The organism is Corynebacterium sp. HMSC27B11 (assembly GCF_001815985.1).
Classification (GTDB): Bacteria; Actinomycetota; Actinomycetes; order Mycobacteriales; family Mycobacteriaceae; genus Corynebacterium.
Genome location: NZ_KV823531.1, coordinates 22,814 through 42,606, shown reverse-complemented (window position 1 = coordinate 42,606; position 19,793 = coordinate 22,814). Strand labels below are relative to the sequence as shown.

Annotated in this window: 18 protein-coding genes; 11 read left to right on the top strand and 7 right to left on the bottom strand. The window is 64.8% G+C overall.

The genetic code is table 11. From position 1 onward, the window contains the following. Window positions 1-181: 181 nt before the first annotated feature. Window positions 182-2,608 carry a helicase-associated domain-containing protein gene (locus tag HMPREF3097_RS00195; protein ID WP_070759970.1) on the bottom strand — a complete coding sequence of 809 codons (2,427 nt, stop codon included), beginning with the start codon at window positions 2,606-2,608 and terminating at the stop codon, window positions 182-184. A gap of 137 nt (window positions 2,609-2,745) precedes the next feature. Between HMPREF3097_RS00195 and HMPREF3097_RS00190 the strand changes: the two genes are divergently transcribed. Beyond that, entirely contained in the window at window positions 2,746-2,937 is a 192-nt protein-coding gene (locus HMPREF3097_RS00190; RefSeq protein WP_012360804.1) for a hypothetical protein, read from the top strand. Between the two features lie 173 nt (window positions 2,938-3,110). Here the strand turns inward: HMPREF3097_RS00190 and HMPREF3097_RS00185 are convergent, their stop codons facing one another. Further along, on the bottom strand, window positions 3,111-3,743 hold the full coding sequence (locus HMPREF3097_RS00185) for a resuscitation-promoting factor Rpf1 domain-containing protein (RefSeq protein WP_070759968.1): 633 nt from the start codon (window positions 3,741-3,743) through the stop codon (window positions 3,111-3,113). 552 nt (window positions 3,744-4,295) lie between these two features. Here HMPREF3097_RS00185 and HMPREF3097_RS00180 point away from each other — a divergent pair. Beyond that, window positions 4,296-4,679 (top strand): cold-shock protein, encoded by a 384-nt coding sequence (locus HMPREF3097_RS00180; RefSeq protein WP_015381883.1) that lies wholly within the window; start codon window positions 4,296-4,298, stop codon window positions 4,677-4,679. 67 nt (window positions 4,680-4,746) lie between these two features. On the opposite strand, the gene HMPREF3097_RS00175 is transcribed toward HMPREF3097_RS00180, so the two are convergent. After that, the gene (locus tag HMPREF3097_RS00175) at window positions 4,747-5,397 is read right to left on the bottom strand and encodes a DUF2771 domain-containing protein (protein ID WP_070759966.1); all 651 of its coding nucleotides are present in this window, start codon (window positions 5,395-5,397) and stop codon (window positions 4,747-4,749) included. 123 nt (window positions 5,398-5,520) lie between these two features. Then, complete coding sequence (locus tag HMPREF3097_RS00170; protein WP_070759964.1) at window positions 5,521-6,393, bottom strand: glutaminyl-peptide cyclotransferase; 873 nt, start codon at window positions 6,391-6,393, stop codon at window positions 5,521-5,523. On the opposite strand from HMPREF3097_RS00170, the gene HMPREF3097_RS00165 reads away from it, so the two are divergent. From HMPREF3097_RS00165 to HMPREF3097_RS00155, 3 genes are all read left to right on the top strand, one after another. Then, window positions 6,377-7,195 (top strand): DUF3027 domain-containing protein, encoded by an 819-nt coding sequence (locus HMPREF3097_RS00165; protein WP_070759962.1) that lies wholly within the window; start codon window positions 6,377-6,379, stop codon window positions 7,193-7,195. The two genes, HMPREF3097_RS00170 and HMPREF3097_RS00165, sit on opposite strands and share 17 nt — an antisense overlap. Before the next feature lie 195 nt (window positions 7,196-7,390). Next, complete coding sequence (locus tag HMPREF3097_RS00160) at window positions 7,391-8,875, top strand: NCS2 family permease (protein WP_070759960.1); 1,485 nt, start codon at window positions 7,391-7,393, stop codon at window positions 8,873-8,875. Next, window positions 8,875-9,735: a TrmH family RNA methyltransferase gene (locus HMPREF3097_RS00155; RefSeq protein ID WP_012360797.1), complete on the top strand. Its 861-nt coding sequence runs from the start codon at window positions 8,875-8,877 to the stop codon at window positions 9,733-9,735. The genes HMPREF3097_RS00160 and HMPREF3097_RS00155 overlap by 1 nt, the downstream gene beginning before the upstream one ends. A 39-nt stretch (window positions 9,736-9,774) precedes the next feature. Here the strand turns inward: HMPREF3097_RS00155 and HMPREF3097_RS00150 are convergent, their stop codons facing one another. The 3 genes from HMPREF3097_RS00150 to serC form a co-directional block, all read right to left on the bottom strand. Beyond that, a complete protein-coding gene (locus HMPREF3097_RS00150; protein WP_012360796.1) occupies window positions 9,775-10,746 on the bottom strand; it encodes a DUF6928 family protein in 972 nt (323 codons plus the stop codon). A gap of 25 nt (window positions 10,747-10,771) precedes the next feature. Beyond that, window positions 10,772-11,974, bottom strand: a complete 1,203-nt coding sequence (gene sepH / locus HMPREF3097_RS00145; RefSeq protein ID WP_070759958.1) for a septation protein SepH — start codon at window positions 11,972-11,974, stop codon at window positions 10,772-10,774. Window positions 11,975-12,163: 189 nt separating this feature from the next. Then, on the bottom strand, window positions 12,164-13,303 hold the full coding sequence (gene serC, locus HMPREF3097_RS00140) for a phosphoserine transaminase (protein ID WP_070759956.1): 1,140 nt from the start codon (window positions 13,301-13,303) through the stop codon (window positions 12,164-12,166). A 381-nt stretch (window positions 13,304-13,684) separates the two neighbouring features. Between serC and HMPREF3097_RS00135 the strand changes: the two genes are divergently transcribed. The 6 genes from HMPREF3097_RS00135 (at window position 13,685) to HMPREF3097_RS00110 (ending at window position 19,777) form a co-directional block, all read left to right on the top strand. After that, complete coding sequence (locus tag HMPREF3097_RS00135; protein WP_083317903.1) at window positions 13,685-14,968, top strand: citrate synthase; 1,284 nt, start codon at window positions 13,685-13,687, stop codon at window positions 14,966-14,968. Window positions 14,969-15,132: 164 nt separating this feature from the next. Then, entirely contained in the window at window positions 15,133-15,492 is a 360-nt protein-coding gene (locus HMPREF3097_RS00130) for an FKBP-type peptidyl-prolyl cis-trans isomerase (protein WP_012360792.1), read from the top strand. Between the two features lie 371 nt (window positions 15,493-15,863). Then, window positions 15,864-16,808: an ABC transporter substrate-binding protein gene (locus HMPREF3097_RS00125; protein WP_070758438.1), complete on the top strand. Its 945-nt coding sequence runs from the start codon at window positions 15,864-15,866 to the stop codon at window positions 16,806-16,808. Between the two features lie 136 nt (window positions 16,809-16,944). Next, window positions 16,945-17,922, top strand: coding sequence for a FecCD family ABC transporter permease (locus HMPREF3097_RS00120; protein ID WP_246818022.1), 978 nt, complete (start codon window positions 16,945-16,947; stop codon window positions 17,920-17,922). A 5-nt stretch (window positions 17,923-17,927) separates the two neighbouring features. Next, window positions 17,928-18,971 (top strand): FecCD family ABC transporter permease, encoded by a 1,044-nt coding sequence (locus tag HMPREF3097_RS00115; protein ID WP_070758460.1) that lies wholly within the window; start codon window positions 17,928-17,930, stop codon window positions 18,969-18,971. Further along, complete coding sequence (locus HMPREF3097_RS00110; RefSeq protein WP_070759954.1) at window positions 18,968-19,777, top strand: ABC transporter ATP-binding protein; 810 nt, start codon at window positions 18,968-18,970, stop codon at window positions 19,775-19,777. The genes HMPREF3097_RS00115 and HMPREF3097_RS00110 overlap by 4 nt, the downstream gene beginning before the upstream one ends. The last annotated feature ends 16 nt before the right edge of the window (window positions 19,778-19,793 follow it).

Sequence of the window (19,793 nt, the reverse complement as noted above, 5' to 3'; positions counted from 1 at the left end):
TTCCAGCAGCACGGTCTTATCCGACTGCACGATCAAGGGGCCGTCGCCGATGGGCAAAGCCGTTGTCCTTTCCTTGGAAGACGTGTGACCCGGCGGTGCGGAAAACGGTCGCGCCGGGGCAGAAACACTTGTATTCCGGGTCTGCTGCTTGAGCCGACCCGAAAAGCGTCAAAACTTCAGGCTAGCGCGAAGGGACGGAGACTGCGACCACTCGGTGCGGGTGCACCGTGAAGGTCTCGCCATCCGGCTCGGTCACTGCGGTGATCTGCGAGGCAGTGACCATCACCACCGAGATCCACGCGCTCACCGTAGAACCATCCGCCTCTGCGTAGCTCAGGCGCACCTGGTGGCCCGCGGCATAGGCCTGACGCAGCGCGGACAGCGCGGCGCGGGGCTCGGTCAGCGTGACTTCGTCGCCCTCGTGGGCCTCGCTCTCGACGCTCGCGGCCCGTCGGTAGCTTTCGATCTCGGCTGCGATGGCCTCCCGCAGCTGCGAGTCGGAATGCCGGCCTGACCTTCCTTGCAGGCGGTGCGGCACGGAGCTGCGGCCGCTGGCCGAGGCATCCTCCGGGGTGCTGCCCGAGAGCTCAAGGCCTCGCTCGGCATCCTCGATGAGGTACCGGATGGACTGCGGCACCGCCGGCAGCCCGCCCGGGGTCATGGTTGAGAGGAACTCTGAGACCTCCTCGCTGCGATGCCCGGTACGGAACGCGGACTGCAGGCTCGCCTTCGTGATCCGCCAGACCGAGGCGATGCCGGAGGATTCCTGCACTGCCATGGCTCGCAGCATCGCCGCGTCTGCCGGAGCCAGCAGGCCCGGGGCCATGACGGTGTGATCGCCCTGGATGATGAGGTACTTGACAGGGGAAGGCAGCAGCTCGTCCAGGCTTGCTGCCAGCGCAGGGACGGGGTCGTCGTCATCGTTGTCATCCTCCGCCGCGCTGACGTCATCTGGGGCGTGGGCAGCCGCGGCTGCGGATCGGGCGGCACGAGCCTCAGCGGCCTCGCGGGCTAGCTTCAAAGCCGACAGCGCTGCCGTGGGTTCTCCCAACGCGGTGAGCCCCAGGTCCACCGACTCCGCGACGATCGCCTCCAGCCCCTCCGCGGTCGTGCCCCAGGCCTGGAAAGGCTGCACACGCCACAGCTGATCAGCGAGTTGCGCGGTGGTTGTCGTCGCGCCCGTTGGCGTCCTAAAAAGGAAGGGAAACAACTGGCGGAGGTGAGCCGCATTCGGGTCCAGCAACTCCTCCTGGAAGGCGCGGACATCCAGCGCCTCAGCATGCCAGGGGGCGTAGGGGCTAGCGTGCCAACCGAGCAGCAGCATCGCCCACTGGGTAGCCAGGGAGGCTTCAAGGAAGTCCATGGCTGGCTCGGTCGGAGCCCAGACTGGGCCGTCTCCGGCGGGTGGGTGTGCAAAACCAAGGTCCACCAGGCCTGCCTCGTAAGCCAGCGTGAGGCGGCGGGCCACCTCATCGGAGTCGGTGCCCCAGCGGCGAGCGATGCGGTTCATTTCACGGACCCCAATGCCGCCGGACATCAGCGGCTGAATGGGCTCGGACCCCAGTTCCTCCAGTAGTTCGGTTAAGTCCTGAATCGTCTGGATGACATTCGCGACCGCCGTGGCCGAGGCCTGACTATTCGGGTCGGTGGTCGAAGGCTCGGACGCCGAATCCTCGACAGCTGCCGGGACATGGGGGCCGGCCTCGCCGGTCGAACGGTTGATAGGGCGCGCCGGGCGGAAGTCTCCGCCGGGTTCGGCGATCAGGGTGCCCCGTAGGTACTGGGCGACTCGGCCGCTTAACCGGGCGGTGTTCTCATCGATTTGGTCCAAGATCCCGGTGCGCACCAAGGTGGGCAGTGGCTGGTCGGGGTCTGCGCCCGGCCGCAGGGATTCGGAATGGCCCACCCCGCCCGCGTTGTTGAGGGTGCTGAGCAATCGGCGCTGGCGGTCGGGGAGGGCCTCCACCGTGTCGGGTAGCTCCGCCGTGGGGATGGGGCAGCGGTTGCAGTCAGCAAGCCGCCACAGTTCCCGGACCGAGGGGTGAAACATGGTTGTGAGGGGGCCGGGCAGTTTGAGTAGAAGCTCGTCCAGGGCATCGGAGCTGGACGGTTGGCCTGAGTCGGGGGATAGCGACCACTGGGGGCCGTAGACCAGGCCCCATGACGCGCAGGAGCGCATGGCTGCCAGCAGATCCGCCTGGCTGGGGCGGCGCTCGGCCGGCGTTCCAGCGATGTCCAGTAGTTCTGTGGCGGTCGCAATGATGTCGCTGGCGCTGACCCAGTCGTGAGTTGCGTCTAGTTCGAAGCCGGCGTGCAGTACCAGCAGCTCGATGGCGGAGAGGAAGCGAATGCTGGCGCTGTCGAGCAGCGTCTCGTCCAACGCGCCCGCCGCACCAGCCAGCGTGTCGGAACCTGCGTAATAGGACGCCCCGCGGGCGGTGGATCCAAGCTCGGAGAGGGGAGTGGGGGCGAGCAGGTCAATCGCCCCGCGGCTGTGGAGCCTGCCCAGGAGCCCGGCTAGCGACGCGTAATCCTGCCCCAGCAGCCATGCGGGATAGCTGAGGGGAGGGTTCGATGCATCGTCACGGGGAGAGTCGGGGGCAGTCATAGGCAAACCATTCTAATGGACTGGCCCCGCCTGCGTCCGTCGGCAGCGAAGCGCGGGCTTTCCCAAACGGGTGGACCGGTCAGCTGTTTTTCGCCTCCTATGGTGCGATTTTCGGTGTGATGTGAGAAACTCAAACTATGGCGAACGTTGAAAAGAAAAAAGGCTATGTAGACCCGGCGTGGCCGACTGATATTCCAGAGGGTCAGCACGCTGTCACCGAGCTGGTGGCGTTCTCGGCAGGCGCTCTTTCCCCTTACGGCGAGATCGAGTGGCCGGTGGACTCCTCCACTCTCCCGTACGTCCACCCAGACACGGTGATCAACCGCTAATAGCGTTTTCACGCCGTGGGGTTCAAGCTCCCCACGGCGGATTTCGCGTTTCTAACCGCCAGCGTTAAGCGATAGCTGCCACGGGCAGGAGCGGCTAGCAATTACAACAGCCCCGGTCGGCGAGTTTTCCTCGCTAGCCGGGGCTGTGTGCTGTTCGGACTGAAGCGTTGAGCTTAGAGGCCGAACTGGTTCAGGATCTGCTGTGCCTGAGCAACGCGGGCGTTGTGCGCGTTGAGGTGGTTGTTGAGGTTCACGCGGTGAGCCTTGTAGAACTCCTCGACCGGTGCCGGGACTGCCAGGCCGGCAGCCTCGAAGCGCTCGACGATCTGCTGGTAGACCTTATCGATCGCCAGGACGTCCTTCTGCTGGGCGAGCTGGGAAACAGCCTTCTTGGTCGTAGCCTGTGGTGCAGCCTTCTTCGCAGGCACGTCGCGCTGGGTCGGGGCAGAGTTCAGGCCCAGCTGTGCGGAGCAGGACGGCCATGCGCCCCAGCCCTGGCCTGCCAGGACCTTCTCGGCGACGGCGATCTGCTGCTCACGGCTTGCCTGGTATGCGTACGGTGCGTACTTCTGGCCACCGTATGCGTTCCAGGTGGACGGGGAGAACTGCAGGCCACCGTGGTAGCCGTTGCCGGTGTTGATCTGCCAGTTGCCGCCAGACTCACACTGAGCCAGACGATCCCAGTCAGAGTCCGGCGCAGCGGAGGCTGCCGGTGCGAAAGCAGCGGCGCCTGCGGAGAGTGCGGCACCTGCGACGGCGATGCGGCCGACGGTGGAGATGGAGTTGCGCTTCGAGTGGCGTCCCATTTTTTCTTGAGTTTCCCTTCCGGTGGCCGGTCCCGTGACCAGGCCGAAAACCGTTCGTTTCGTGTTCTCTTGCTTCAATGGTGCGCCGTGCGATTCTGCGCGACGCTGTGAGCTTTTGCTCTGTGCTGAGAACACACGCTAGCCGTTTATAACGAAATAGTCACGTTCTTCGGAAAGAAAACCCGCCGTGCGCCCTGCGGGGCGTCCTCATAAAATGCCTCTGACCTGCTGGTTAATGGAAAATAACGAATCGTAACTTTTTCCTGGATTGTGACGTGTTTCACCGGGCAGGGTGGGTTCTCGGAGCATTGATGCCACACGCAGTGGCCTGCATTACGGATTGTGCACTCGCTGAGCCAGCCTGCTAATTTCAGCTTCTTCAGTAACCCAGGGGTGCGCGCAGAAGCGGGTATCCTGGAGGCTTAACACTGGGCGGGATCGCACATTCACCGTGCGGACGTTGCTTGCGGCATCCGCCCCACGGCGCGTGAAGCCTCGCGGGAAAGACCGCACAGCGCGCCAAGGTAAGGAAGAGAAGAAAGGTGAGGCAACATGCCAGTCGGTAAAGTTCGTTGGTTCGACGCCGACAAGGGCTTCGGCTTTGTATCCAATCCTGGTGAGGAGGACGTCTACGTCGGCCGCCAGGTTCTGCCCGAGGGGGTCACGGAACTCGTCCCAGGTCAGCGCGTGGAATATGAGTTTGTGGCTGCCCGTCGCGGACCACAGGCGCTCAGCTTGACCATTCTGGACGCCGGTCCCCGCCGCGCCCAGCACCGCTTTAAGCCAGAGCAGCTGGCTGGCATGGTGCAGGACACCATCAACCTGTTGGACTCCGAGGTTGTTCCGGTCCTGCAGGCGGGGCGCCGACCGGATCGCCGTGACTCTCGCCAGATCGTAGAGATTCTTCGCACTATCGCGCGCGAGCTCGATTCCTAACCCCCGTTAGCCCCTAATAACACCCTTGCGCCCCGGCAATGCCGGGGCGTTCCTTTTGCTCTGGCTGTTATTTTCCGGCCGGGGAGATGGCCCATACCGTGGCCACGGGGGTCTCCTCGCCTTCAGCGTCGCGACCGACGAGCAGGGAGTGGATTTCCACCACGGTGAGCTCGGGGTTGGATCCGTCGGACTTCTTCTTCTCCGACTTCAGGCGCACCGTGGTCTCGGTGGTCTCGTTGGCCTTGTGGTACTGCTCGTCGTTCGCGCCCGGATCATCGAAGATGCTGAGCATTGCCCAGTCGTGGTCGTAGACGTCCTCCGGGATGCGCAGGGTGACCTCTTCGTGGCCCTTGAAGTCCAGCTCGAAAGGCTTTCCTGGCTCGCAGTCGGGGTCGTCGATCTCGCAGGCCGAATACGGTGGGATTTCTACCTCTTCATCCCCGACGACGGCGACGACGCGCTGGTCTTCCGGAAGTGTGCCCTCGCGGTTGTTCTGCCACCAGTTCACCCCCAGCACGGCGCCGACGATCACCACGACGAGGGCGAGAATGCTCAGCATGGTGATCAGTTGCTTGCGCTGTTCGGCCTTACGGCGTTGTTTCGCGCTGGGGCGGGAGCGCTGCGGTGCGCCTTCCGCCGGGGTCGGCGTGCTCGCGTTGGCACGCTTGAGGAACTGCTCGGTGTCCTCGGGGCGCGGTTGAGAGTTAGAAGCGTTCACGGCTATTCATGCTAGGCGAACTTAGCCTGACGCAAAGTCGCAGCGCCCGCCATCGCCCAACGCACCCCCCGCAGGGCGCAATAGGGGGGGGGGAGGGGTGCGGGGTCGGCGACCCCGTAGCCCCTACGCAGGGTCGAAGGTGACCTCATACATCGTGTCCCACAGCTTCCCGGTCAGGTAGAACCGGTCGGTTCCAGGTACGTGGGCGATGCCGTTGAGGACGTCGACCCCGGCCTGCCGAGGGGTGGGAACCAGCCCCGTCATATCCACGACCCCGGTGACCTCCCCAGTCGTCGGATCGATGCGGTAGATCTCATTGCTCTGCCAGACGTTGGCCCAGACCTCGTTGTTCCGGCAGTCGAGCTCGTTGAGCATGGTGGTGGGTTCCCCACCGTGCGTGACGTTCACGCTGCCCGTGGCGGCGAAGCTCTCCGGATCGCGGAAGGTCAGCGTGCCGGATCCGTCACTCATCACCAGCTGCTCTCCGGTGGAGCAGATTCCCCAGCCCTCACCGTCGTAGTGGGCCTGGTCCACTTCCTCGAGGGTGTCGGCGTCCCGCCGGAATGCGGTGTTTTCCTTCCATGTCAGTTGCCAGACGGTGGCGTGGCCGTCCTTATCGACGTGGCGGGTGACTCCTTCGCCGAAGTAGCGGCGGTCGAGGTCGTGGCTATTGGACTGCTCGCCGTCGATGGTGCTGTGGTAGATCCGGGATTCGCCGTTGCGGCCCGTACCCACCAGGAGTGTCCCCTCGTCCACGACTTCCACGCCCTGGGTGAAGCTGGTGGCGTCCCACGGGTGCTCGGCGATCACGGTGGCCTTGAGCTGCTCCGGCTGCCGGGCATCTTCCGCAGCCGTGGCGGGCCCGGCGACCTGCGCGTCCTCGTCGCCCGCGGAACCGCAGCCGGTCAGCAGGCCAGCGGCGAGTACCGCACCGATCGTCAGCCGGGCAGGCCGGCGCGCAGAACGGGCAAAAGCTGCAATGGTCATGGCCTCCATTGTGCCCCAGGCGCTCGGCTGTGCCCCGCTTGGTGACGTGCAGGGCATAATGGGGGAGATGACTAAGCACAAGAAACAGCGCGACCAGCTGCTCTTCAGCGCCGAGGCCCGTGAGATCGCCCGGGAGGTAATCACCGAGGCGGCCGAGGGGGAGGTGGGCGAGCACCTCGGAGTGAAGGTTCCGCCGCGCCAGGGGCAGGACTCCGGGCACGTGGCCATCCACCGCTTCGCGAGCCTCACTCCCGGATATAAGGACTGGGAATGGATCGCGGTGCTCGCCGCGGTGCCGGGCAGCCAGGAGATCACCGTCAACGAGGTCGCCCTCCAGGCAGGGGCGAAGGCCGAACTCGCACCCGAGTGGGTTCCCTACGAGGACCGCGTGCGCCCGGGGGACCTGGGCCCCGGCGATACGCTTCCGCCCCGGGAAGACGACGAGCGCTTAGCGTCCTGGGACGAGCTGGCGAAGGACCGGCGCGCTGAGCTGGAGAACTTTCCGCGCAACCAGAAGGCACCGCAGGCGCTGAGTGCGAAGGGCCTGGCCGAGACCCTGCAGCGGTGGCGTAAGGGCAACTTCGGGCCGAACTCCGAGTTCGCGGAGAAGGCAGCGATGAGCTGCAAGACCTGCGCTTTCTACCTACCGATTAATAACCCCGATACTCAGTTCGGCATGTGCACCAACGAGTATTCCGCCGATGGGCGCGTGGTGCACGCGACCTACGGTTGCGGCGCGCATTCGGAGACGAAGGAGGAGTTCGACTCCACCGGTGGCCGCGAGTACGGCGCCTTCGACGACGGAATCTAAAGGCACTACGGTCGGCGCAACGTCTGGCGCGGTTGTTGCAGTATCCCCGGCCACCCGTAGGTAGGGTTCCGCGCAAGCTCTGACCGCAGCCCCGGTCACCTGTGTGTCAATGAGGGTGTTAGTTGCAGAATCTTGGGCCGAAGTGAGAATCTCTTAGGCGAAATAACACTGCGTCCGAAGGGATTTTGCGCGTCCATGTCCACCTCCGCCGCCTCATCAGATTCGGCTCCATCGCAACAGCCCGCCCGTAGCGGGTTGGATCGCTTCTTCCACATCACGGAGCGTGGCTCCACCATCCCCGACGAGATCCGCGGTGGTGTGGTCACGTTCTTCGCGATGGCCTACATCATCATCCTGAACCCGCTGATCCTGGGTACGGGAGCGGACGTCAACGGCGACGTCCTGGGCACCTCCCGCGTCGCTGCGGTGACGGCCTTCGCTGCCGGCGTGATGACCATTGCTTTTGGTGTGATCGCAAAGTACCCCTTCGGTATCGCCGCGGGCCTGGGCATTAATACCCTGGTCGCGGTGACCTTCGTCGCTACCGAGGGGCTGACCTGGCCAGAGGCCATGGGCCTGGTGGTTATCGACGGCATCATCATCGTGCTCCTGGCCGTCACGGGCTTCCGCGAAGCAGTATTCAACTCGATCCCGGCCAGCCTGAAGGCCGCGATCGGCGTGGGTATTGGCCTGTTCATCGCCATGATCGGCCTGGTGGACTCCGGCTTCGTCCGACGTGTCCCGGATGCTGCTGGCACCACCGTCCCGGTCGCCCTGGGTATCAACGGCTCGATCGCTACCTGGCCCACCCTCGTCTTCGTCCTCGGTCTGCTGATCTGTGGCGGGCTCGTGGTCCGCAAGGTCCGCGGTGGCCTGTTCATCGGCATCGTCATCAACACGATCATTGCGGTCGTCATCGAGGCCCTAGCGCCGTCGGGTGCGTCTTTCGAGAACGGCGAGCCAAACCCGAAGGGCTGGTCCCTGTCCGTGCCAACTCTGCCGGACTCCGTGGGCGGCCTGCCGGACCTCTCCCTGCTGGGTGCGGTTGACCTCCTCGGCGCTTTCTCTCGAGTGGGCGTGCTCGCGGCCTCTCTGCTGGTGTTCACTCTGGTGCTCGCGAACTTCTTTGACGCCATGGGAACCATGACCGCGCTCGGCAAGCAGGCCAATCTCATGGATGACGAGGACCGCCTGCCGAACCTGAAGACCGCCCTGGTCGTCGAGGGCGCAGGTGCGGTCGTCGGTGGCGCGGCATCTGCCTCCTCCAACACCGTCTTCGTGGACTCCGCCTCCGGTATCGCCGACGGCGCCCGCACCGGCCTGGCGAACGTCGTCACCGGCCTGCTGTTCCTCGCCGCGATGTTCCTCACCCCGCTGTACGAGATCGTCCCGATCGAGGCCGCGGCACCCGTGCTGGTGATCGTTGGTGCGATGATGATGTCGCAGATCAAGGACATCGACTTCGGTGATTTCTCTATCGCGCTCCCGGCGTTCCTGACGATCGTCGTCATGCCGTTTACCTACTCCATCGCTAACGGCATCGGCGTGGGCTTCGTGACCTACGTGGTGATGTCCGTGATCGCGGGCCGCGCGAAGAAGGTCCACCCGCTGCTGTACGTCGTGGCCGCCCTGTTCGTCGTGTACTTCGCGGTGGATCCGATCCTGGGGGCGATTAACTAGTGCACCTGGCCCCGATCGCCATCACCGACCCGGCAGACCCGCGGCTAGACGATTTCCGGGACCTCAATTCCTCGGATTCCCGGCCCGACCTGCCGGGCGGCAAGGGGCTGGTCATCGTGGAGGGCTCGCTGGTCGTGCCACGACTGTTGTCCTCGGGGTACCCGGTGCGGTCGGTGGTCGGTTTCGAGGGCAAGCTCTCCGTTCTTCAGGACGTCACCTGCTCGGCCGCCCAGCCGGCCGGCGGACCAGTGGTCTACCAGGTCTCCCGCGAGGTGCTGCGGGAGGTTGCGGGCTTCGACATGCACCGCGGACTCGTAGCCGCGGCGGACCGCATCCCGGAACGCACGGTTCCGGAGGTCCTGGCGGATATTCCCGCTGGGCCGAGCGTGATCGCCATCCTGGAGGGCGTGGGGGACCACGAGAATATTGGTGCGCTCTTCCGCAACGCCGCGGGCCTGGGGGTCGATGCGGTGCTTTTTGGTGCGGCAACGGCTGACCCGCTGTATCGTCGCGCGGTACGCGTGAGCATGGGGCACGTGTTGCGCGTGCCGTGGGCGCGTTTTTCGGGCAAGACGACGAACTGGCAGCACGGCCTGGACGCGGTCCGGGAGGCAGGCTTTCAGATCATCGCGATGACCCCGGACACGGAGCTGAGTTTGGCGGACGCGGTGCTCGCGGTGCGTCGCGAGCAGGGGGAGGGGGCGCGCATCGCGATCATGGTTGGTGCCGAAGGTCCGGGTTTGACGGAGCACGCGATGCGCGCGGCCGATATGCGGGCGAAAATTCCGATGATGCCGGGGACGGACTCGCTGAACGTGGCGACGGCCGCCGCCATCGGCTTCTACGCCAGCCGCTACTAGGGGGACGGCGGCGGTGACTGGGGCAGGCCGACGCGTGCGTTAGTTCCGCCCGCTATTGCGCGCCAGGCGCTGGGCCTCGTCGCGGAGCTTGCGGCCCATGTTCTTGATCCCGTAGCGGCCGCCCCAGGCCTGCTTGGCGCCGCGCACGGCGAGCCTACCGGTGGCGGCGGCGACGTCCTTCGCGAGCTCGGCTGCTGGCTTGACCTCAGTGTTCGATGTGCCACCCGGGGTGTAGTCGTCGTAGCTGGCGCCGTCGTCTGTGCCGGACAGTCCGGAGTCCTCGGCGGACTGCGAACGCGCTCCGCTAAGGCGGGCAGGATCGGTGGCCCGCGACTTCGTCTCTGGCCGACCGTCGGTAGCGAAGGCGCTGATGTGGATGCTGGGGCCCGAGCCGTCGGTGCGGAACCCCAGCCACTCCTCGGCGGCGGCCGCGGCGATCTCGTGGGGGATAAACGGCAGCTGGATGCCTGTGGCCTCGGCGTTGCCCTCCCAGAAGGGCATCTCGAAGGGCATCGGAAGGCCCACGTCCTCCAGGATGTTCTCCCGGGTGGCGCTGAACGCCCGTTTGAGGGTGCCGCCGGACCAGTGGGCGAATCCGCCCAGACCAGCGTAGGTCTGGGAGTCCTCGGATTCGCCGGCGTCCTCGGGCACGTAGGCCGTGGCATACACGTCCGCGGCAGCGACGAGGTTGCGGTAGCTCTCCGGGATCTCGGAGAGGCGCAGTAGGCCCGGCATGATCGTCTGCACGACCGAGACCTCGGGGAACGCGCCGATGTAGAACTCATGGACATCGGGTGAGGTGCTGCGCGTCATGTCGAAGTCCCCGATGTGCGTCAGCGGCCAGGCCGGGTTGACCTGGGCGAGGTACTTGCGCGCGAAGCCACGGTCGGGGGCGGGTTCGGCGTCCAACACGCTGCGGGGATCCGCCGCGTTAACGAACCACAAGGTGACCAGCGTGTGCGGCTGGGTGATGACGACACCCTGGTTGGGGTTCGCGGTCTCTTCGGCCATGGCTTAACCCTATCGACGGTGTGCTTTAGCGCTTCTTCTTCGGATTGGTGCGTACGCCCAGCAGGACGTCCTCCCAGTGCGGGGTAACGGCCTTGCGGCGGCGCTTCTTGCCCTGCTCCTCGGTCGGATGCAGGAGGAAATCCTCGCCCTGCTCGGCGCCCGATTCAGCGGCCTCGCCGCTGGCCGGTGCATTGCCTTGCTCCGGTGCACGCTGATCCTCGCGGCGCTCGGGGGTCGTGCCTCCCTGGGTGTTGGCGAACAGGTCGTGGGCGCCAGCGGCCGGGTGACCACCACCGCTCTCCGCATTGTCCACCGGGTGCAGCGGGGTCACGCTGCGCACCGGCTGGGAGAAACGAGGATCCACGAGGTCGCGTGCCACGGAATCCAGCGGGTGGACCAGGTTGTGACCACCGGTGGCGGAGGGCTCGAAGAGGAACTCAGCGGAGTGCGTGTTGGTCTGCCCCGCCGCGGCCTTCGCCCAGCTGACGGTCACGACCCACTGCCGGGACTGATCCTGGTGGGCATCCCACTGGGTGTCGGCGACGTTCTCCTCGCGCGCAGCGAAGGCAGTGGCCAGCGCCTCCCACAGCGTGTGCTCGGACGTTCCCTCGCTCGTGGCCGGGCGAGCCGAGCGGGCCAGCTCCGCAATGCGGGAGCGCTCCTGCAGGATGGGCCACGCATAAGGCTCGATGCGGGACTCGTCCGTGTCTGCTTCCTCGGCGAGCTCCGCGATGCTGGCGCCGTGGCGGACCCGATCCTGGATGATGCGGGGGCTCAGCGCGATGCGGGTGCGGTGCGGTCGCCCGCTGCCCGACTTGGTCCCGAAGCCCTTGCGGACGCGCTCCTCGTCTGCGGACTCCTGCTCGGTTTGGCGGGCGCGCTCGCGCTCGGCACGGGCCCGGGACTCGTTTTCCCGCAGCTCGGAGAATGCGGCGGCCAGACCGTCACCAGAGGTACCGGAACCGGCGTCGTCCTCCGAAGCATCCTTCGCTTCGGCGCCCGGGTCCTCGGTGTCTGCCGCCGGAACCCCGGCCGCGTCCGCAGCCTGCTCGGAGCCGTGCTCGGAGCCCGACTTGCTGCCCTCGGCCGCGCCCAGCAGCTCGCGGAGTTCGTCGGTGACCGCGAGGAAGAACTCTTCGGCAGTTTCAGCCCCCGCCGGTGCCTCGGCGGGTACGAAAACCAGCGACTGAGCATCGCTGTCAGTCGTTACCAGTTTCAGTTCCCTCATTGGGGCCTCCTCACGCCTAAAAATCACTCTTAACAACTTTAACGAAGATTGCCTGCCGGTGTGTCGCAGTCACAGTGCTTGTTGGGTAACGAATCCCAGGCAGGTACGTCGGCGCCGGCCGGGCCCGGGTGATTCTCGGGCGCGCGGCCGGCGCAGGGGAGGGGCTAGAAACCAGCCCCGCTGGATCAGTTACTTCGCGGCGTGGCCGTTATCGAGGATCCAGTCGATCGCGGCGGTCAGCTTCTTGACATCCTCCGGGTCGATGGCCGGGAACATGCCGATGCGCAGCTGGTTGCGGCCCAGCTTGCGGTACGGCTCGGTGTCCAGGATGCCGTTGGCGCGCAGGATCTTGGCGATCTGCGCGGCGTCGATGGACTCGTCGAAGTCGATGGTGCCCACGACCAGGGAGCGGGCGGATGCCGGGGTGACGAACGGGTTGGCGCCGTCGCGGCCCTCAGCCCAGGAGTACAGGTGGCTGGAGGACTCGGTGGTGCGCTTGACCATGCCGTCCAGGCCGCCGTTCTCATTCATCCACTGCACCTGGTTGTCGAGCATCACCAGGGTGCCGACGGCCGGGGTGTTGTAGGTCTGGTTCTTACGGGAGTTATCGACGGCGGTCTTCAGGTTCAGGAAGGCCGGGATGTAGCGGTCGGTTGCGGCGATCTCCTCGACGCGCTCGATCGCGGCAGGGGAGAAGGCGGCGAGCCACAGGCCACCGTCGGAGGCGAAGCACTTCTGCGGGGAGAAGTAGTAGGCATCCGTCTGGGCGATGTCCACCGGAAGACCACCAGCGCCGGAGGTGGCGTCGATCAGGACGAGCGCGTCGCCAGCCGGGCGGGTGACGTCCACCATCGCGCCGGTGGAGGTCTCGTTGTGGGCCCATGCGACGACGTCGGCGTCCGCGTTATCCAGCTGGGACGGGGACGGTGCGGTGCCTGGCTCCGCCTCGACGATCTCCGGGGCGTCGAGCCATGGCGCCTTCTTGGAGACGGTGGCGAACTTGCCGGAGAACTCGCCGTAAGTGAGGTGGGCGGACTTGTTGCGGATCAGGCCGAAGCTGGCGGCGTCCCAGAATGCGGTTGCGCCACCGAGGGAGAGGACGATCTCGTGGCCCTCAGGGAGGCTGAACAGTTCGCTCAGGCCCTCGCGGACGCTGCCGACGACGTCCTTGACCCCAGCCTGGCGGTGGGAGGTGCCCATGATGGCTGCGCTATCGGAGATGGCCTGCAGCTGAGCTGGGCGAACCTTGGACGGGCCGCAGCCGAAGCGGCCGTCGCCGGGGATGAGTTCCTGGGGCAGAGTTGGCAGTTCGTTGTTTGGGGTTGCCATAGATTCGGACCTTCCTTGCTGTCCTAACTGTCCTCACTGCGTGGCCGCGTGAGGCGGTGGGCTTTGTGGTTCAGTTCTCATTTTAGCGGGCGGCGTTCTGGGCGCTGCCACCCGCTGGGGGTAGTGGCGACGCACCCCAAGAATGTCGCGTAGCTCACATATGACGTAGAATGTTGGGGTATCCCCACGGCGCTGTGGAACGGCAGCGGCAGGGAACTTCACTAGAGCCGCCTGGCGGCTCGGTGCCCGCTAATGCGGGCGCAGCACGCAAAGTTTCAAGGTGTACGCCGCGAGACGAGCCACAAGCGCTATACACTGTTAGCTACGGACGTACTCCGCGTGTGGAGATATCGCACGTGAACTTTTAGAAAGGGATGGCAATTGGCTACCGATAATCAGGACAAGGCCGTTCTCCACTACCCAGGTGGAGAGTACGAAATGGACATCGTCAGGGCGACCGAGGGTAACGACGGTGTCGCGCTTGGCAAGATGCTGGCCGAAACCGGTCTGACCACCCTGGACCCTGGCTACGTGAACACGGGCTCCACCAAGTCCGAGATCACCTACATCGACGGCGCAAACGGCATTCTGCGTTACCGCGGTTACGACATCGCTGACCTGGCTAACAACGCCACCTTCAACGAGGTCTCCTATCTGCTGATCAACGGTGAGCTGCCGAACGAGGATGAGCTCAAGGAGTTCTCCGAGCGTATCCGCCGCCACACCCTCCTGGACGAGGACTTCAAGGCCGCATTCCGCGTCTTCCCGCGCGATGCTCACCCGATGAGCGTGCTGGCTTCCTCCGTGAACATTCTGTCCACCTACTACCAGGACGACCTGGATCCGCGTGACCCGGAGAAGCAGCAGCTGAACACCTACCGTCTGATGGCGAAGGTCCCGATGCTGGCTGCCTACGCTTACCGCGCTTCCCAGGGTAAGCCGTACATGTACCCGGACAACTCCCTGAACGCTCGCGAGAACTTCCTGCGCAGCATGTTCGGCTACCCGACCGAGCCTTACGAGGTTGACCCGGTCGTCGTCGACGCGCTCGACAAGCTGCTGATCCTGCACGCTGACCACGAGCAGAACTGCTCCACCTCCACGGTCCGCATGGTCGGTTCCTCCGACGCCAACATGTTCGCCTCCGTCGCCGGTGGCATCAACGCGCTGTCCGGCCCGCTGCACGGTGGCGCCAACCAGGCCGTTCTGGAGATGCTTGAGGACATTCACGCTAATGGCGACAACGCCGACGAGTTCATGACCAAGGTCAAGAACAAGGAAGACGGCGTGAAGCTGATGGGCTTCGGCCACCGCGTCTACAAGAACTACGACCCGCGCGCGGCAATCGTGAAGGAGTCCGCTCACCAGATCCTGGATCACCTGGGCGGTGACCACCTCCTGGACCTGGCTATGAAGCTCGAGGACATCGCGCTGAACGATGACTACTTCATCGAGCGCAAGCTGTACCCGAACGTGGACTTCTACACCGGCCTGATCTACCGCGCCATGGGCTTCCCGACCGACTTCTTCACGGTCCTGTTCGCCATCGGCCGTCTGCCGGGCTGGATCGCTCACTACCTGGAGCAGGTCAACGACCCGACCGCGCGCATCAACCGCCCGCGTCAGATCTACACCGGCCAGAGCGAGCGCAAGCTCAACCGTTAATTGCTGCTAGCCGAGCCGCGTGAGAACGTGGTTCGCGTGAGCTTTGCCGACTACGTACAGTCGGCGCCGTGACACCCCGCCTCCTGCATAAGGCAGGGCGGGGTGCTTTTTTGAGAAGGAAACTTGCCGGCCTGTGAAGGCTGGCGTGAGGAGAGTGGCAAAGAATGTCGAAGCCGCAGATTGACGCTGGGTCTGGTCCGGCGCCTGAGGAGCTCGTGATCGAGGACCTGGTGGTTGGCGACGGTGCTGAGGCTGTGCCTGGCGGCATGGTTGAGGTGCACTACGTGGGCGTGGACTTCGAGACCGGCCAGGAGTTCGATTCCTCCTGGGATCGCGGTGAGTCGATCCAGTTCCCGCTCTCGGGTCTGATCGCTGGTTGGCAGGAAGGTATCCCGGGCATGAAGACGGGTGGTCGCCGGAAGCTGACGATCCCGCCGGCGCTGGCTTATGGTCCGGCTGGCACCCCGCACCCCCTCGCGGGCCGCACGTTGGTCTTCGTTATCGACCTCATCGATGCGAAGTAACTGGCACAGCGTGATCGACTTGATCGACGCGAAGTAGCTGGCAGGCGTCGTCCTTCCGGGCGGCGCAGGCTAGATCGAACGCACACAACCCCCGCCGGGTTTCTGAGGAACCGCGCGGGGGTTGTGCTGTGTGTGGAACACGGTGGGGCTTGTTGGTGGTGCTTGGGGGGCCTAGTTTTTGGGTATCGCTACCAGCGAGTAAGCCGAGGCTTTGTATGTTTAGGCTACCCTTGGTATTGTTTTGAGAGCGTTGCGCGTCATGCTGTGCCCGTGACCTGCCGGTGTAATCTTTCTGGATATTTTGGGTCGCTTGTACCGCGATGTCTTACTGCAGCCGAAGCACCCAAAACTCTCACACTTTAAGGCCCGACATGTTCCTGAAGAAGACTCTGAGCCGCCGCGCGGCTATCAAGACCACAGCAGCTCTGGCTGTATCCGCCCTCGTTCTCACCGGTTGCGCGCGAGGGGAGGAGCAGGCCTCAGGAGGGGAAGGGGCAGGCAATGAGCGGATCGCGGCAGTTGGGCTCGGGGACGCCGATACACTGCTCGCTCTCGGAATCCAGCCTGTCCTGGTAGCGCCGTGGGGTGCGGAGGGCGATGTGGATGCCTCGGGCGTTGGCCCATGGGCAACCGACAAGCTTGGGGACGAGAAGCCAGAAACTGTCTACGGCACCGGTAGAGGCTTCACTGCTGAAGTACTGGAAAAGATTTCGGCTGCCGATCCCGACAAGATCATCGCTGTGAACAACGCCGTGGATGAGCAGGCGAAGAAGGCTCTCAACGACATTGCCCCAACCACTGTCAAGCCAGAGGGGACAACGGACTGGCAGATCCCGTGGCGAGACCAGGTAACCCAGATCGCGGGGGCAGTGGATAAGAAGGAGGAGGGTGACAAGCTCGTCGAGGAGACGCAGAAGGCTTTCGAGGACTTCCAAAAGCAGCACCCCGAGCTCAAGGGCAAGCGCGCAGCTATCGTCAAGCCCTACGAGGGCAAGATTGGCCTATACACTTCCGGCGATGGTCGAGGACAGTTCATCGAGAACTTGGGCTTCGACATTCCAAGGGAGCTGGAAGGCAACGGCGGTGAGTTCTACCGCGAGATCGCTCCCGAGAATTACAACGAGCTCAACAACGTGGATTACCTCTTTGTGCTCGATTACCAGGGGACTCTGAAGAAGGATCCAACCTTCAGCAAGCTCGAGGTGGTTCGCGAGGGCAAGGTGTACTGGATGGAGGAAAACGTCGGTAACGCGATGAGCATGCCCAACCCCCTGACCATCCCGTGGGCCGTCGAGAAGTTCTCCGACGCGGTCTAGCTGCAGAAGCTCTGTGATCAAAGCGCTCTCACCGCTCGCCTCTCCCGCACAACGCCTACGTGGCGGTGCGGGAGCTAGGCGTACCCTGTGCGTTGTCGCGGTTACGCTTGGCGCACTGGTTTTTCTGGTGCTTTTGATGATCGCCTCCCTGTACCTAGGGGCCCGCAGTCTGTCGATGGGGGAGGTGACCAGCATCCTCCTGCACGGGCCGCACCACGCGCCACATTCCACCGCCGGGGCAGAGCAGGCAGGGATTATTTGGGACCTGCGCGTGCCCCGCACTCTCTTGGCTGTGTTCGCGGGCGCAGCCCTCGCCATGGCGGGAGCGATCGCGCAGAGCTGGACACGCAACCCCTTGGCGGACCCCGGCATCATTGGTGTCAACGCCGGCGCGGGATTCGCGGTCGCCGTCTCACTCACCGTGGGGTGGGCGACGACGGTCGGGCACCGGGCAGTGGCAGGGCTTATCGGTGCGGCCATTGCCGCGCTGGTCGTCCTGCTTATCTCCCGGGTCTCCCGCGACCCATTGACGCTGGTGCTAGTAGGCGTCGGCGTCACCTTCACCCTGCAAGCAGCCACGAATATGCTGAGCCTCTATTCCTCCGACACCCTGGAGGGGCTGCGCCGCTGGACCGTCGGCTCTACCGCAGGGCGCGGTATGGATGACGTGCTGATGGCTGCTGTCGGCCTAGCCCTCGGGGCGCTGTGCGCGGCGTTAGCGGCACGGCCACTGGACCTTCTGGCCATGGGTGAGGATGCGGCTCGTTCCCTGGGTGGCTCGCCCGCCCGAGCACGTCTGCTCGCCGCCGCTGCGGTGGTTATTCTTGCCGGTTCGGCGACCGCCACCGTGGGGCTTGTTACTTTTGTGGGCTTTGCCGTACCGCATTTGCTGCGGCCTGTCACCGGCCCTGGGCTTACGCGCTTGCTGGTGCCCACCGCGGTGGTTGGCGGCGCTGCCACGTTGTTGGCAGACATTGTTGGTCGTTTCGTGCTGCAGCCGAATGAACTCGAGATGTCGATTGTTCTGGCTATCGGCTGTGCGCCCATTATGGTCGCGGCGGTTCGTCGTCGGCGAGGCATTTCGGGCTCGAAAGACGCGGAGGTGGCAGTGTGAGCGGGATGACGGCATTGCACGCAGTCAAGCGCGCTCGCACCAGGCGTATCTTCCTGGCGACATTAGGCTTCGCCGCCGCCACGGTGCTCGGTTATTTCCTCATTCTTGGGCAGGGGGCTGTGAAGCTCAGCCCGGCTGAGGTGCTTGATGTTCTCACCGGTGGCGGTACGCGCCAGGCGATCAACGTTGTGTGGGATCTGCGCCTTCCCGTGGCCATCGCCACCGTCGTGGTTGGCGCGGCCCTGGGGCTCGCCGGATCATGGACTCAAGCCATGGCCCGCAATCCGCTAGCCAGCCCCGATATCCTCGGCGTTTCCGGGGGCGCAGCAGTGCTTGTCGTTGCGGGCACAGTGCTTGCCCGACCGGCATGGAGCGAGGGTATCCCGACGTTTTGGTGGCGTGCGGGTCTCGCGCTCATCGGCTCCCTGGTGATTGTCGCGTTGCTTATGCTGCTCGGTGGCTTTGGTACCTCTCAGCGCGTGGTGCTCATTGGCCTGGCGCTTTCTTTTCTTACGCAGGCCTTGGTGCAGTATCTTTTGCTCAAAGCAGAGCTGACCCGTGCTGCCGATGCTCAAACGTGGCTTGCTGGTTCCACCGGCTTCGTACGCACCGAAGCGTTGTTGCCCATGGTGTTGGGCATGCTGCCTTTTGTGGTCTTGGGTCTCGTCGTCGCGGTCGATCTTCCACTTTTTGCTCATGACGACGCCACCGCTTCCACCCTTGGCGTGAATGTCACCGGGGTGCGCTCGATCTTGCTTATCGCAGCGACCGGCATCGTTGCGGTCGTGGTTTCCTTTGTTGGGCCCATCGGTTTTATCGCGTTGCTGGCTCCTCAGTTGGCCAAGTTGGTGGCCGGTACCCCTACGCCTCATCCGTTGTGTTCGGCTGTTGCGGGATCCGCGCTCATGGCCGTGTGCGCGGTGGTGGCAGGTGCGTTGCCCTTTACTGCTCCTGTGGGGTTGGTGACCGCGATTATCGGCGGACCTGCGCTGATTTGGCTGGTGTGGTCGGCCGCGCGTGGCGGAACTGTGAAAGGAATGACCCAATGAGTATGCGAGTCGAGCACGTGACGGTCGGCTACAGCGAGGACCGGAGCATCGTTAAGGATGTCTCTTTTGAAGCGCAGCCGGGGCAGGTTACGACGCTGCTTGGCCCCAATGGCTGTGGCAAGTCCACCCTGCTCAAGGCCCTGTCCAGGCTTCTCGTTCCTAGCCAGGGGCGGGTGCTCGTCGCGGATAAGGACGTCCACAGCTTGGGCGCCCGCGAGGCAGCTCGTCTCATCGCGCTCTTGCCGCAACATCCGATCTGCCCGCCGGGGCTGACGGTAGGGGAGCTGGTGGAGCGTGGGAGGCACCCCTACCGGCGCGCGCTGTGGGGTGGGAGCGAATCGCCCTCCGAGGACCGGAAGAAGGTGCGGGAGGCGTTGGAGAAAACAGCGACTGACCACCTTGCCGCTCGTGATGTGGCGGCGCTCTCTGGTGGCCAGAGGCAGCGCGTCTGGATGGCGATGGTGCTGGCGCAGGATACGCCAGTCGTGTTGCTGGATGAGCCGACAACTTACCTAGACCCAGCGCATGCGATGGAGATCCTGGGGATCGTGCGCGAGCTCGCTCGGGAGGGCAAGACAGTCGTGACGGTGCTGCATGACCTCAGCCTGGCTGGTGCCTTCAGCGACACCATGATCGTGATGAAGGGCGGGAAAAAGATCGCGAAGGGCGCACCGCGGGAAGCGCTAACGGAGGATGTGCTCCACGAGGCTTATGGCCTGCGCGCTGAGGTGTGGGAGGATCCCCGTGGCACAGCGCCGATCATCGTGCCACGAGGAGTCGTCGACAACCCCACCCAGGCCTCCTAGCGCCACACCGCAGAGG